Annotated in this window: 11 protein-coding genes; 7 read left to right on the top strand and 4 right to left on the bottom strand. The window is 71.5% G+C overall.

Translation table 11 applies throughout. From position 1 onward, the window contains the following. Positions 1 to 85: 85 nt before the first annotated feature. Positions 86 to 739 (top strand): TenA family protein, encoded by a 654-nt coding sequence (locus OIE67_RS06990; RefSeq protein WP_245955418.1) that lies wholly within the window; start codon positions 86 to 88, stop codon positions 737 to 739. A gap of 113 nt (positions 740 to 852) precedes the next feature. Here OIE67_RS06990 and OIE67_RS06985 read toward each other — a convergent pair whose 3' ends face one another. Further along, positions 853 to 1431, bottom strand: coding sequence for an HAD family hydrolase (locus tag OIE67_RS06985; protein ID WP_326637765.1), 579 nt, complete (start codon positions 1429 to 1431; stop codon positions 853 to 855). A 109-nt stretch (positions 1432 to 1540) separates the two neighbouring features. On the opposite strand from OIE67_RS06985, the gene OIE67_RS06980 reads away from it, so the two are divergent. Continuing rightward, complete coding sequence (locus OIE67_RS06980; protein WP_326637764.1) at positions 1541 to 2359, top strand: DUF4253 domain-containing protein; 819 nt, start codon at positions 1541 to 1543, stop codon at positions 2357 to 2359. A 171-nt stretch (positions 2360 to 2530) separates the two neighbouring features. On the opposite strand, the gene OIE67_RS06975 is transcribed toward OIE67_RS06980, so the two are convergent. Further along, positions 2531 to 3340, bottom strand: coding sequence for an SAM-dependent methyltransferase (locus OIE67_RS06975; RefSeq protein WP_326637762.1), 810 nt, complete (start codon positions 3338 to 3340; stop codon positions 2531 to 2533). A 206-nt stretch (positions 3341 to 3546) separates the two neighbouring features. Next, positions 3547 to 4803: a helix-turn-helix domain-containing protein gene (locus OIE67_RS06970; protein ID WP_181306872.1), complete on the bottom strand. Its 1257-nt coding sequence runs from the start codon at positions 4801 to 4803 to the stop codon at positions 3547 to 3549. 221 nt (positions 4804 to 5024) lie between these two features. Here OIE67_RS06970 and OIE67_RS06965 point away from each other — a divergent pair, with 221 nt between their 5' ends. The 5 genes from OIE67_RS06965 to OIE67_RS06945 all read left to right on the top strand — a co-directional run bounded on the left by OIE67_RS06965 (position 5025) and on the right by OIE67_RS06945 (position 10634). Beyond that, positions 5025 to 5747, top strand: a complete 723-nt coding sequence (locus OIE67_RS06965) for a hypothetical protein (protein WP_106233931.1) — start codon at positions 5025 to 5027, stop codon at positions 5745 to 5747. 825 nt (positions 5748 to 6572) lie between these two features. Continuing rightward, on the top strand, positions 6573 to 6788 hold the full coding sequence (locus tag OIE67_RS06960; RefSeq protein WP_326637756.1) for a hypothetical protein: 216 nt from the start codon (positions 6573 to 6575) through the stop codon (positions 6786 to 6788). A 49-nt stretch (positions 6789 to 6837) separates the two neighbouring features. After that, positions 6838 to 7599 (top strand): maleate cis-trans isomerase family protein, encoded by a 762-nt coding sequence (locus OIE67_RS06955; protein ID WP_326637754.1) that lies wholly within the window; start codon positions 6838 to 6840, stop codon positions 7597 to 7599. Continuing rightward, on the top strand, positions 7596 to 8771 hold the full coding sequence (locus OIE67_RS06950; protein ID WP_326637752.1) for an FAD-dependent oxidoreductase: 1176 nt from the start codon (positions 7596 to 7598) through the stop codon (positions 8769 to 8771). The genes OIE67_RS06955 and OIE67_RS06950 overlap by 4 nt, the downstream gene beginning before the upstream one ends. Before the next feature lie 51 nt (positions 8772 to 8822). After that, entirely contained in the window at positions 8823 to 10634 is a 1812-nt protein-coding gene (locus tag OIE67_RS06945) for an RNA polymerase sigma factor (protein WP_326637749.1), read from the top strand. 53 nt (positions 10635 to 10687) lie between these two features. Here the strand turns inward: OIE67_RS06945 and OIE67_RS06940 are convergent, their stop codons facing one another. After that, positions 10688 to 12610: a Xaa-Pro dipeptidyl-peptidase gene (locus OIE67_RS06940; RefSeq protein WP_326637747.1), complete on the bottom strand. Its 1923-nt coding sequence runs from the start codon at positions 12608 to 12610 to the stop codon at positions 10688 to 10690. Between the last annotated feature and the right edge of the window lie 230 nt (positions 12611 to 12840).

Raw genomic sequence — 12840 nt, 5'->3', positions numbered from 1 at the left:
GGCGGCGGTCACTCGGGGTTTCCGGCGCGGCCGGCGCGAGCCGCGCCGGAAACGACCCCGGCGAACGCGAGTTACAGTCGGGGCCGTGAGTGAGCGAATGTTCAGCGAGTGGCTCAGGCGACAGTGCGAGGCCGAGTGGACGGCGGTGGTGACCCACCCGTTCGCGACGGCGATCAACGAGGGAACGGTGCCCGACGACGCGTTGCGGCGCTATCTGGAGCAGGACTTCCAGTTCGTCGACTCCTTCACGGCGCTGCTCGGGGCGGCCGTGGCCGCCGCCGACACGTTCGAGGCCCGGGTGCCGTACGGGAAGTTCCTCGGGCAGGTGGCGACCACCGAGGAGAAGACGTACTTCCACCGGGCGCTGGCCGAGCTGGGCGGGCGCACCGACGCCCCGCTCGAACCGGTGACGGCGGCGTTCAGAGGACTGATGGACGAGGTACGCGCCTCTCAGGACTACCTGCTCGTCGCCGCGGTGTTGTGCGTGGCCGAGTGGTGTTACCTGGGCTGGGCCTCGCGGGCCCGTGAGCCGCTGCCCGAGCGCTTCGTGCACCGGGAGTGGATCGAGCTGCACGAGGGCGCGGAGTTCCGCGCCTGGGTGGGCTTCCTGCGCGGCGAGCTCGACCGGCTGGGCGAGGGCCTGGCGGAGGAGCGGCGCCAGGAGGTGCTCGGCGTGTTCCGCCGGGCCGTCGAGCTGGAACGCGCCTTCTTCGACATGGCCGCCGATCACGCGGGCTGACCGGCCGCGGCATGACCGTGGGCGGCGTGGCCCGGAACGTGACGCCGCCCACGCGGGCTGACCGGCGAACATGGCCGCGCGGTGCGGTCAGGAAGGTGACCGCGGCCGTGCGGTCAGCCGAGGACCGCCGCCAGGTCGTGGAATGACCGATAGTGGACGCCGGTCATTCCGAGCGTCCTGGCGGCTTCCACGTTCGGCAGCCGGTCGTCGACGAACAGGCAGCGCTCGGGCGCGACCCCCGCCCGCTCGGCCGCGATCTCGTAGATGCGCGGGTCGGGCTTGGCCACGCCGACCCTGGCGCTGCTGACCACGTCGTCGGCGAAGTAGGTGAGCCCCAGCCGGTCGAGGTGCTGCTCCAGGGTGTCCATGGCATTGGTCACGATGATCACCGGCACGCGCCGCTGCGCCCTGGCCAGCAGCTCCCTGACCTGCTCGTCCACCCAGAACTCGACCCGCATGAACTCCGCCACCGCCGCGCGGGCCCGCTCGTCCCCGCCGAGCGCCACGGCGATCGACTCGGCCCACTGCTCCTCGGTGACCTGGCCGAGCGTGGGCGGCATGATCAGCTCGGGGTCGAAGGCCGTCTTCATCAGCGGCAGGCCGTAACGGGCCTCGATGTCGGCCTGGGCCGTGTGGTCGAAGTGGCGGAGCACACCGTCGAGGTCCGAGAGGACCGCGTCAAAGGGGAACACAGCTCACCATTCTGCCCCGTAAGGGGAGTGATGGGGCCCGTCACAGGTGCTGAGGCGACCGTCGGCACTACCATCTCCGAGACAGGGTTCGGTATCGGAACGGTAGGGCATGAGCGATCTCCGGCTGCCACGTGAGCTGTGCCAGCTGTTCGCCGACGGAGGCAAGGGGCGGCGGCTGCCCGTGGAGCTGCCTCCCGGTGACGTCGTCTGGCCTGACCCCGGCTACACCGGGCACGGGGAGGCGTCGCGGCCGGCGTTCTGGATGAGCGACGAGCCGATCAGTGCCGCCGCGTGGTCGCTGATACGGGAGTGGCATCCGCACAGCGGCCTGTGGCCGCTGCTGCTGGACGAGTCGGCGCAGCCGTGGGGGGTCGGGCAGATCATCCCGGACGATCCCCGTCAGATCGAGCACTTCACCGCCGAGGGGTTCATGACCGAGGTGTGGCAGGAGTGGGTGTCCCAGATGCCGCAGGACGCGCTGGAGGAGCTGGAGCCGTACGGCGCGATCTGCCCGGGACCGGCGGCCCCCGGCGTGCTGAAGGCGGACCCCGAGGCGGTCGCGGACTGGCTGGCGGGCGAGCTGGCGGTCAAGGGGATGCCGCTCGGCCTGGTCGCCGCGGGCAGGAGCGCGGACGCGCTGACGATCATGGGCTGGCAGGGGGCGCTGCACCACAACGAGTGGATGGTGCCGATGGCGGCCGTGGTGCGCAGCTGGGAGGACCGGTTCGGGGCGCGGGTGGTGGGCGTCGGGTTCAACACCCTCGATCTGAGCGTTGCGGCGCCGCCGGTCGATGCCGAGCACGCGTTACAGGTGGCGGCCGAGCACTGGACGTTCTGCCCGGACAACGTCGTTCAGGGACCCGGCGACCTGCAGAGTTACGCCGAGCAGATCATCGGGGCGCACGCCTGGTCGTTCTGGTGGGACTGAACGTCCCACGACTGAGCGTCCTACGACCGGGCGTCCCACGGCTGAGCCTCCTACGACCGGGCGTCCCACGGCTGAGCCTCCTACGACCGGGCTTCCCGCGACCGGGCGTCCCGTGTCCGGCGCGCCGGACGACCGTGCCGAGCCGGCCGGGCCGGCCCTCGCGCGGCGGGCTCAGGGAATCCGCGCCACGGCGCCGTAGCCGCCGGACGCGCCCGGTTGTTCCGCACCTTCGACGTCCTGGCCGTCGGGCCGCCAATCCGGAATCCACACCAACCCCGGATCCACCAGCACGAGACCGTGGAGCAGCGCCTCCACCTCCTCCCTGGTACGAATCGCGTGACCGGGAAGCGTCATCGCCAGCAGATCGTGCACGGCGGACAGCAGTTCCGGCGGAATGGCGTCGAACGTGGTCTGCAGCAACGACAGGTAACTGCCTTCCCGCACGGCCTGCCTGATCCGTTTGATCACGTAATGGAAGTACTCGTCGTCGTTCAGGCTGTGCGTCGAGAGCAGCAGGACGGCCACGGGCCGGTCCCAGTCGAGGAACGTCTGCAGGACCCGGTCGTCGAGCAATTCGTCGATCGCACGGATGTCGCCCTCGACGACACGTACGAGATCGGTGATCGGCTCGATCGTCGCCCGCGCTCCGGCCAGCACCATCGGGTCGTTCTCCACATAGACCACGCGGGGCGCCGAGACGCGCAGCGCGTCACGGGCCACGTCGTGCAACTGCCCGCCCGGTGGCAGGCCGCTCGGGACGCCACTCCCGACGATGACGAACTGGTCCACACCTTCGCCCGCCAGATGACGGACCACACGGCACAGATAATGGAGCACGGCCCGTGCGGCCGTCGTCGTGACGGGTGCGGCCAGGTCGTAACGGCGCACGGCGTCTCGATCCGCCGTGAAATGGTTCTTCCCACCTGCGGCGGCGTCGAGAATCCTGGTGATCCTCGCTTGGGTCATGTCCAGCTTCGCCAAGTTTCGGATGGCACGCTGACGCATTGAGTGTTGCCCCTTTCCCCTCGCCCACTATCTCGGGAAAAGTTGTCCTTTCGGACCCCACTCGATGACCCAGACCATATGATCCTCGCTACACGGGGAAAGACAACCGGAAAAGCCATTAGTTTTGGGTATATGTGCGTCACCATTCCGACGCATAAATGATCTCCCAAGCGGGAAGCAGATCATTTCCCCAGTGAACGCGAAAGCCTTTCGCGATGGTGGTTGAGCATCTCGAACGTCTCGTCGCGGGTGGTCGTCGTCACCGACAGCTTGGTGAAGGCCTGGTGGTAGGCCTCGACCGCGGCCGAGTCCGTGAGCAGCGTGTCGGACTCGATGCCGTGGGCGCAGGCGACGTCGGGCTCGAACGCCTCGGCGAAGCGCCAGAGGGTGAACGGGCCGGTGCGCGGCACGTACGCGGGATCCTCCATCGGCACCACGTGCAGCGAGACGTTGGGCCTCTTGGCGTGCTCGATCAGCACCTCCAGCTGGCGCAGCTGGACGTGCAGCCCGACGATCGAGCGCGTCAGCACGCTCTCGTCGATCACCGCCCACACCACCACGCCGCTGTCGCGGGCCACGGCCTCCTGGCGGGCCAGCACGAGGGCGAGCGCCTCTTCGACCGTCTGCTGCCCGAGCGTCGCAGGGCCGGCCACGGTGATGGCGGCCCTGGCGTACTCCTCGGTCTGCAGCAGCGGCGGGACGAACTGGCTGTGGTAGGTGCGGATCACGGTGGCCCGCTGTTCGAGCGCGTAGCCGGTGGCCAGCCAGACCGGCACCGACTGGGCGTCGTACCAGGCGGCCTCGCGCTCGCCCCTGGCCAGGGCGAGCACGTATTCGCGGATGGGCGGGACGGAGACGCCGTAGACGGTCAGCAGGCGCTCGACGGTGATCGGCGCGGGCGCGATGCGGCCCTCCTCGATGGCGGGGATCGCCGCCGCGCCCTTGCCGACCGCGGTCTCCACCTGCTCGACGGAGAGCCCGGCGGTCAGGCGCAGGCCGTGCAGCCGCTTGCCGAGAGCCCGGCGCTGCGGCCCGCTCAGCGGCGCGACCGCCTCGGGGATGTCGGAGGTGGGCTCGGGCTCCTCGGGCAGCCCCTCGGCCTTGCGGGCCAGCTCGACCACGCCGCGCAGCACGGCGAGTGAGCCCTCCGACAGGCCGGAGGCGGACAGGCCGATGGTCGCGGCGCGCAGTTGCAGGTCCTCGACCGAGCCCGACTCGAGGAAGTCGTCGCCGACCAGCCAGCCGACGCTCACCTGAAGGCAGGTGGCCAGGGCTCGCAGCACCTGCAGCGTCGGGTTGGTCTGCTTGCCCGTGCGCAGCTGGCTGACGTAGGCGCGGGTGATCGGGATGCCTGCCTCCGTCAGGGCGGAGGCCACCTGCGCGCCGGTGAAGCCGCGCTTGGTCAGCGCGAGATCGAGCCGCTCGGCGAAGTTCGCCACGGCACACCTCCTACCGCCCGTGAACGTTCTCAGCGTAAGGGACGCGAGCCCCAGTGTCCCCTGCCATGCGGGCAAGCTCTGCCACGCGAGCAGGTAGCAACATATACGCAAACTGTCAGTTGACATACTCGCACACATAAGCGGACTATCGGAGCACGTGGTAACTGAGGCTTAACAGCCAAAGGGTTCTGAAGAGATCCCCGGCAAGGAGGTGGCCAGACGTGACCATGGATACCCCGGACGCTTCCCGGTTCACGGAAGATCCGGTCTCCCCTGGGCAGGAGCTCGTCGTCCAGCGCATCTGCGCCCGGGTCGCCGGGCCGCTGGCCGGCGACGGCGTGCGCGTCGCGAGCCTGCCGCTGGGCGGGGTCCAGGTCTGGCTGGACGACCCACGCCACCGCTGGCGCTTCTACCACCGGATGGCCCGCGAGCTGCGGCTGTCCGGCTGGCACACGGAGACCGGCCCTGACCGGCTGCTGTTGCTCGGGTGGAGTGCGGTCTGCCTGAGCCACCGCGTCAGGATGCTGGGCGCCGCGCTCAAGGGCCGGCTGGCCGACTTCGACAAGACGGCGTTCACCGCCGTCATGGTCGCCACCCGGCTGCGTCACGACGGGTTCCCCGCCGAGGACCTGCCGGCCGAGGTGGAGGCGCGCTGCGCGGACTCACTGCGCTGGCCCGCCCGCCTGGCCGATCTCGACGGCCTGGAACGACGGTCGTCGCTCGAGCCCCTGCGACTCAGGCTCGCCCAGGTGGCCGGCCTGGAGGTCAAGGTGAGCCGCCGCTGCGGCGAGCATCTCACGCTCGCCACCAAGGTCGCACGTACGGTGTCCGGTGGTGCGGGGCCGGCCCGTCCGCGTGCGGCGGGACCACGAGCGGGACTGACTGAACGCATGGTCTGCGTCAGCGTGCCGAACGTGGCGGGAAGCGCGGTGACGGCGCGATGACGTTGACGCCCCTGCGCGAGCACCCGGTCGCCCCGGTCCCGACGGCCGCGACGCGGCCCCGGCGACCGGCCCAGGCGACCGTGGCGCGCCGGGGGCGTCCGGCCGGCTCCCCCGGCCGGCCGAGCGTGCTCGCGCTCGGCCCGGCCCTGAACTGCCCGGACGCGCCGGCGGTCATCACGGCCGCGTCCCGGCAGGCGCCGCGGGGAGAACGGCCGGTTCAGCTGAACACCCCGGTTCGGGACGTTCCTCTGCGGAACGCACCGGTTCGGGACGTTCCTCTGCGGAACGCACCGGTTCGGGACATTTCTCTGCGGAACGCACCGGTTCGGGACGTGCCGATGAGGAACATGCCGATTCGGAACACACCGGTGCGTGACGTACCGGTGCGGGACTCAGGCGGCGCGACATCGTTCGCCGCCTCGCTCGCCGCCATCGCGGGAATGGCGGCGGCGCCCTCAGCGCCGGCCCCGGCGCTATCCCACCCCCCCGGCACCGTGAAGCACGTGCCCGACCTGGTCGGCACGGTGCTGATGGCCAGCGCGGTAGCGGCTGGCGTGCTGGCCATCTCAAGGGATAGCACCTGGGGTCGGCTTTTCTCCCGCCCGCCCGGCCGGGCGGGCACGTCCGCGGGACCGCCGCCGGGATCCCCTGAGATCCCGCGGCGGCACCGCGCGGGCGGCTCCCGGCCGGGGCAGGCCGTGCCGCCGGCCGCCGTTCCACTCGCCGCCACGGCGCAGGTGCGGGTCGCCGTGGCGTCGGGACGTGAGCAGCGGCCGGCCGGCTTCGAGCACCTCTCCCGTTCATCCGCGACCATGAGGAGCGATCATGCTCACCGATGAAGTGCCCAGGTCACGACCACACGAAGTGCACGCACGGGGCGTACGGCCCGGCGCGCCACCACCGGCCTGGAGCGATGACCAGGTCGCCGATCCGCCGCCGCCGGCCCCGGCGCGCACCGTGCACCGGCTGCGCCGCATCCGGCAGGTGTCCGTCGAGGCCATCACCGAGATCGACCAGGCGCTGCGGCACCGCGCGTCCTGACCTTGCTCTCCTTCCCGCACCGCTCGCCTTCCCGCACAGGAGGACATCCATGCGCACCCGTCCGGGGCATCCCGTGAGCCGCGGCAGGGTCGGCGTCGTCGTGGCGCCGGCGAACCCGTCAGCGGAACCCGAGCTGACCCGTCTGCTCGGCTCACGTGCGGACATGCACGTCGCCCGCTTCCCCGTACGGCCAGGGCTGCCCATGGCAGACCGGCTCGAAAGCTACAACGCGGACCTGCCCGCCATGGTCAACGCCTTCGACGGCCTGCGGCTGGACGCGATGGTCATGGCCTGCAGCGAGCCCCGATACCTGCTCGGCCCCGACGGGGACAAGGAGCAGTGCGAGCGGCTGACGGCGGCGACCGGGGTGCCGTTCGCCTCGGCCACGCTGGCCACGCGCGAGGCGATGGAACACGTGATGGTCAGCGACATCGTGCTGATCTCGCCGCACGAACCGTGGGTGACGGAGCTGGCCGAACGGTTCTGGAAGACGGCCGGCATGAACGTCACCCAGATCGTCCAGATACGCGCCCGCGAGGGCTACTCCTCCTACGCGGTCACCCCCCAGGAACTGATCACCCAGGTCGAGCTGGCCGAACCGCCGCCCGACGCGGCGCTGCTGTTCACCGGCACCGGACTGGGCACCCTTTCCGTGCTCGGCCCGCTGGCCGACGGCAACGACCGGACCCTGCTCACCTCCAACCTGTGCACCGCCTGGTGGGCCCTGTCCCACGCGGTCGGCCGGCACGTGAAGCTCAGCCGGGTGCCCTACCGCCGTCCCATGGCTTCGCAGGGGAGGCGCACGGCATGAACGGCGTCATCGTGGCCGGAGCCGGTCCCGCCGGGCTGACGGCCGCGCTCTCCCTGGCCAGGGCCGGGATCCCGGTCACCGTGCTGGAGCGGGAGAACGAACTGCCCAGGCAGGCGCGCTCGTGCACGTTTCACCCCGCCACCCTAGACCTGCTCGACTCCCTCGGCGTGGCCTCCCGGCTGGTGGCCGGCGGGCGCGTCGTGGACCGGGTGCAGTGGCGCGACCGGTCCGGGATCGTGCTCGCCGAGATGGGCATGAACCGGCTGGACGGCCTGACCCGGCATCCGTTCAGGATCCACGCCGACCAGTCCGCGCTCACCGCGCTGCTGCTTGAGGCCCTGAACGTCTACCCGGACGTGGACGTGCGGTTCGGCACCCACGTGGACGGCGTCGCCGAGGGCGGCACCGGCATCCGGGTCCGCGTCGGCCACACCTGGACGCGGGCCCGGTACATGATCGCCGCCGACGGCGCCCACAGCACCGTGCGCGGCTCGCTGGGGCTGTCCTTTCCCCGCTCCGCCTGTCCTGCGCAGGCGCTGCGGGTGTTCACCGACTCGCCGCTGGACCGGCTGCTGCCGAGCCTGGCGCCGCTGACGTACGTACGGGATGTGCAGCAGTCGTGCACCCTGCTCGGCCTGCCGGACCACTGGCGGATCATCTTCAAGATCCCCTGCGAGGCGCACGAGCCGCTGTCCCCGTCGAACCTGTCCCTGCTGGTCCGCCGGGCCCTGCCGGGCGCCAGCGAGCCGATCAGGGTGACCGGTGCCGACCGGTTCGGGCTGTCGAGGGGGGTGCTGCCCTCGTACCGGTGCGGGCGGGTGCTGTTCGTGGGCGACGCCGCGCACCTGACGTCCACGATCGGCGGGCTGAACATGAACGCCGGCATCCACGACGCCGCCGAGGCCGGCCAGGTCATCGCGGCGGTGATCGGCGGCTACGCCCAACCGGCCGCGCTGGAGGCGTGGGCCTGGCGGCGGCGCTCGGTGCTGCTGCACCGGGTGGTCCCGCGCGGCGAGACGCGGCCGGCGGGCGTGCGCGAGCACGACAGCGCCAGGCTCGCGGCGGCCATGGCCGGGCTGCGCGCCATCGCCGGCGATCCCGACGCCACCCGCGCCTACCTGGCGCAGGCGTCACTCCTGGACATCGCGCCGAAACCGGCCGGGAGGACCTGACGACCACGAGCACGCACCAGTCCGCGTACCGAGAGGAGGAGGTGACACCGGATGTGGCGAACCCTGTCCGACGACGCCCGCCAGGCCATCCGTGACCTGTGCGACAAGCACGGAGCCCGCCTCTACGACTACTGCCGCACCGAACTCGCCGCCGGCGACGCCGAGCAGGCGGTGGCGGGCGCCGTCATGACGGCGCACCTGTACGCGGACCGGGTGGTCGATCCGGCCCTGCGCCGGCCCTGGCTGTACGCGGTGGCCAGAGCCCACCGGGCGGTCGTGGCCAAACCGGCCAGCATCGGCTCGTGGTCGCGTCCAGGCCGCATGTCGGAACTGCTGCCCGAGGCGCTGCTGTCCCTGGACCGGCCACAGCGCGAACTGCTCGACCTGTCCGTCCGGCACGGCCTGGCCGACCCGGAGCTCAGCGCGCTCTTCGAGCTGCCCGAGGCCGAGGTGCGGGCCATCATCGAGCGGGCCGCCGCCGGCCTGGAGGAGTGGTTCGCCGCGATCGTCGCGGCGCGCTCCCGCGACGGCTGCCCCGACCTGACGGCACGGGTGGGTGAGTGGGTCACCGCCCCCGGCCGGCGGGCCAGGGCCAGGATCGGCCGCCACATCCAGTCCTGCGCGACCTGCCGGGCCGCGCCCAGGACCATGACGGCGGGCGCGCTGCTGCGCCGCCTGCCGATCGCGGCACTGCCCGGCACACTGCCCAACCGGCTGGCGTCAGCGCAGCCTCTGCCCGGAGAGGGACCACTCTGGCGGGCGGACGGCTTTCCTGTGCAGGCCCGCACACTGGTCGAGACCGGCTCCTCGTCGCCGGCTCCCCCGGTCGCTGACGTCACGCCACCTACCCCGGTCGCCGACCCCACGGCGGCGACCTCGGGAAAGCCCTGGTCGGCGGCGGGCGCGGCCGCCGCCGACCAGGAGCACCCCGTCGCACCCGCCGTGCGCGGGCGGCACCCGTTCACGCCGCCGAGCCGGACCCGGGCCTTTCGCGGCGGCGCGAACGGCGACAAGCTCGTCTACACCGCCGTCGTCAAGGGCGAGAGCAACGGCGTGCACCACGACGACGCGGTCATCCGCTACGGCGGCATCACCCTGTCCGGCGCGGAACGGTTCACGGGCGGCGGGGGCTCGGGAGGCGATCCCGGGCAGTGGCAGGAGTACTGGCGGGACAAGCCCGAGGACGACGATCCCGATCAGGGCACGCCGATCAGGGCGGTGGCCAGGCTGGGGCTGATCCTCGGCGTGGGCCTGCTGGCGGCGGGCCTGATCTGGGCCGTCATGAACGCCCGCGAGCATCCGGCCACGCTCACCAAGGCCGCGGCGCAGACGAGCGTGCTGCTGGAGCAGCCCTCCCGGTGGGTGGCCGAGGTCACCACCGGCACCACCGGCACCACCGGCACCACCGGCACCACGGCCGGCGGCTCGGAGGAGAGCACCGCCGGGTCGGCGCTGAAGGCCGTGCCCAGGACGTCCGCGCTGCCCAGGCCGGAGCCGCCGGCGGCCCGGCTGTCCCCGGCGTCGGTGTCGCTGGGACAGGGGCGTACCGGATCGTTCGCGCTGTCGTGCACCGGCCGATGCGAGGTCGTGTCTGCCTCGGGCACGGACGGCATCGCCGTGTCGGGGAACCGCTTCCGGATCAAGGAGACGGCGCGGTCGGGGCGCTGCGACGACGAGCCGGTCGTACGGCGCGGGGAGATCGCCGTCAGGTGGGCGGGCAGGACCAGCGGCGACGGCCACCACACCGGCGGCACGACCGCCGGCGGGGGCACGCTGCGCCTGAAGGTGTCCTGGACGGTCGAGCGCGGTGACGGCGTGCTGACGCTCGACGCCCGCGACGGGACCCACTGGCGCGACTGCTGAGACGGCCCGCTCGGGCAGGGAACCCACGGCCCTGCCCGAGCGGGGTCCGTGTTTTAGAAGAAGTGGAACCCGGGCTCGGGCTCGGGCAGGTCCAGCTTCTCCGGCCCGCGGAACCTGGAGGTGTCCTTCGGCACGTCGGGCAGCGGGGTGCCGAGCACGAACGGCACGGTCACACTGCTCCTGGCCAGGTCGACGGTGACGTTCGCCCCGGTGCCGGTCTCCGAGGTGTACGTCGAGTCGGTGCCGGCCACCACCAGGCCGATCCGGTGACCCTTCTTGAAGGTGTAGTCCTGCGGCAGGGTCAGCCACTTGACGGTGCCGTACGTGCCAGGGGGCAGCGGCTTGCCCTGGCTGAGCGAGTCGCGGTTGCGCACGTCGATCCAGCCGCGGGCGACGATCTCCAGCGGACGGGTGGCCACGTTGGTGACGACCTTGCGGTAGCAGGCGTCGTCGTCCGCGGTGCTCTCCCCGTGGCAGTCCTCCTCGGTGAGCGTGGTGATGCCCTGGCCGCGGCGCCAGTCGACGCGGGTGTCGTCACCGAAGTCCACCAGGAGCGCGGTCAGGTTGGCGGCCGGCTTGTCCAGCTTGACCCGCAGGTCGGCGGTCGGCGTGCCGGACAGGCGCAGGCTCAGCGGCAGCTCACCGGTGGTGAACGCCACCCGCCCCGGGTTCGGCTGACCCACCTCGGCCACCATGTCGGTCTCGCTCATGGCGACGTCGGTGAACGTCGCGGTGCTGTTGCGCGCGGCGGGCCGCAGGCCGAGCGAGCCGTCGGCGGAGGGGCGCAGCGACGCCTTGAGCGCGTACGGGGCCGGCCAGTCGCGCTGCGTGATCCACCGCGCCGGGCCGATCTCGACGTCGGCGCGCGGCTCGTTCGTGATGCCGTTGCGCACGCCGTGCAGCCAGTGGTCGAACCAGCGGTGCAGCGTGTCCACCCACAGGTCCCTGCGGCCCTCGAAGTCGAACGGGTCCACGTGCTGGGTCTGGCCGACCCAGATCTTGCGCGGCACGTTCCTGTCGGCCAGGGCCTTCCACCAGGCGGAGAAGTTGTCCGGCTTGACGTTGAGGTCGTTGACCGTGTGGATGACGAAGACGCTGGCCCTGACCTTGGAGACGTCGCCGAGCAGGCCCTTGATGTAGTCGCGCTCGGCCCAGAACCCGTTGTAGTCGCCGGTGTCGTCGCCGTCCTCGGCGTCCATCTTGTCGCGTACCGGCCGGCACTTGTCCTCGGGGTCGGTGTCGACGTAGTTCGCCAGCCAGGAGGCGTAGTCGTAGTTGTACACGACGCCGTTGGCGCGCTGGTACTTGTACCAGGAGCTGATCGCCGAGATCGGGACGATCGTCTCCAGGCCCTTGACGCCGGTGGCGGCGACGGCGTTGGCCAGGGTGCCGTCGTAGGACTTGCCGATCATCGCGGACTTGCCGGTGGTCCAGTCGGCCACGGCCGGGGTGCCGTCCGGCTTGACCGCCTTGGCGCGGCCGTTCAGCCAGTCGATGACGGCCTTGCCGCCCAGCACGTCGGCCTTGCCGCCGATGTCGGGGCAACCCTCCGACCTGGTCGTGCCGAGCATGTCGACGTTGAGGACGGCGTAGCCGCGCGGGACGAAGTAGTTGTCATAGAAGAGCGGAAATTTCGTGACATTTCCGGCGGCGTCGTAGACCTTACGCTCGCCCTCGTTCCCACGACCCGAATTGTCGTAGTACGGGCTCTCGTCGATGATCACCGGCACCCTGAGCCTGGGGCCGGACTCCTTGGGCCGGATGATGTCCACCCTGACCTTGTCGAGGTTGCCGTCGAGGTCGCTGTCGACGGTCGACTCGACGTACACGTGCTCGCGGACGGCGTCCGCGTAGGAGAAGACCGGCTGGGTCCGGCCGTTCTCGACGGTGATCGCGGGAGCGGCGGCGGCCTGGGCCGGCGTCGCTATCGCGAGGGTGAGCGCGACGGCGAAGAGGGCCGGGCGTAATTGTGACACGCGTGACCTCCGGGACGGTGTGCTGGAGCCAGAACGCAATCTCTCAGACGGCCTGACAGGTGGCAAGAGCACCAGTCGGTGCGCCCTGGTAATCAGCCCGGTAGTGAGCCCGCGCGGACAGGCCGATGGAGTGCCCCGTGGAGTGCCCCGTGGAGTGCCCGTGGAGTGGTTGCGGGGAATGGTGCGTGAACTGCCGCTTGCGGTGCCGCGCCACGGGGCTCCCCGCCCCA

This window comes from Nonomuraea fuscirosea, from assembly GCF_035917475.1.
In the GTDB taxonomy this organism is placed as follows: Bacteria; Actinomycetota; Actinomycetes; order Streptosporangiales; family Streptosporangiaceae; genus Nonomuraea; species Nonomuraea fuscirosea.
This window is presented reverse-complemented; position numbering and strand designations above follow the sequence as displayed.

What these genes read in the sequence shown, in the direction of transcription:
- OIE67_RS06980 (WP_326637764.1), top strand. Translation starts at nt 1,541, where the DNA reads ATGAGCGATCTCCGGCTGCCACGTGAGCTGTGCCAGCTGTTCGCCGAC.
- OIE67_RS06960 (WP_326637756.1), top strand. Translation starts at nt 6,573, where the DNA reads ATGCTCACCGATGAAGTGCCCAGGTCACGACCACACGAAGTGCACGCA.
- OIE67_RS06955 (WP_326637754.1), top strand. Translation starts at nt 6,838, where the DNA reads ATGCGCACCCGTCCGGGGCATCCCGTGAGCCGCGGCAGGGTCGGCGTC.
- OIE67_RS06950 (WP_326637752.1), top strand. Translation starts at nt 7,596, where the DNA reads ATGAACGGCGTCATCGTGGCCGGAGCCGGTCCCGCCGGGCTGACGGCC.
- OIE67_RS06945 (WP_326637749.1), top strand. Translation starts at nt 8,823, where the DNA reads ATGTGGCGAACCCTGTCCGACGACGCCCGCCAGGCCATCCGTGACCTG.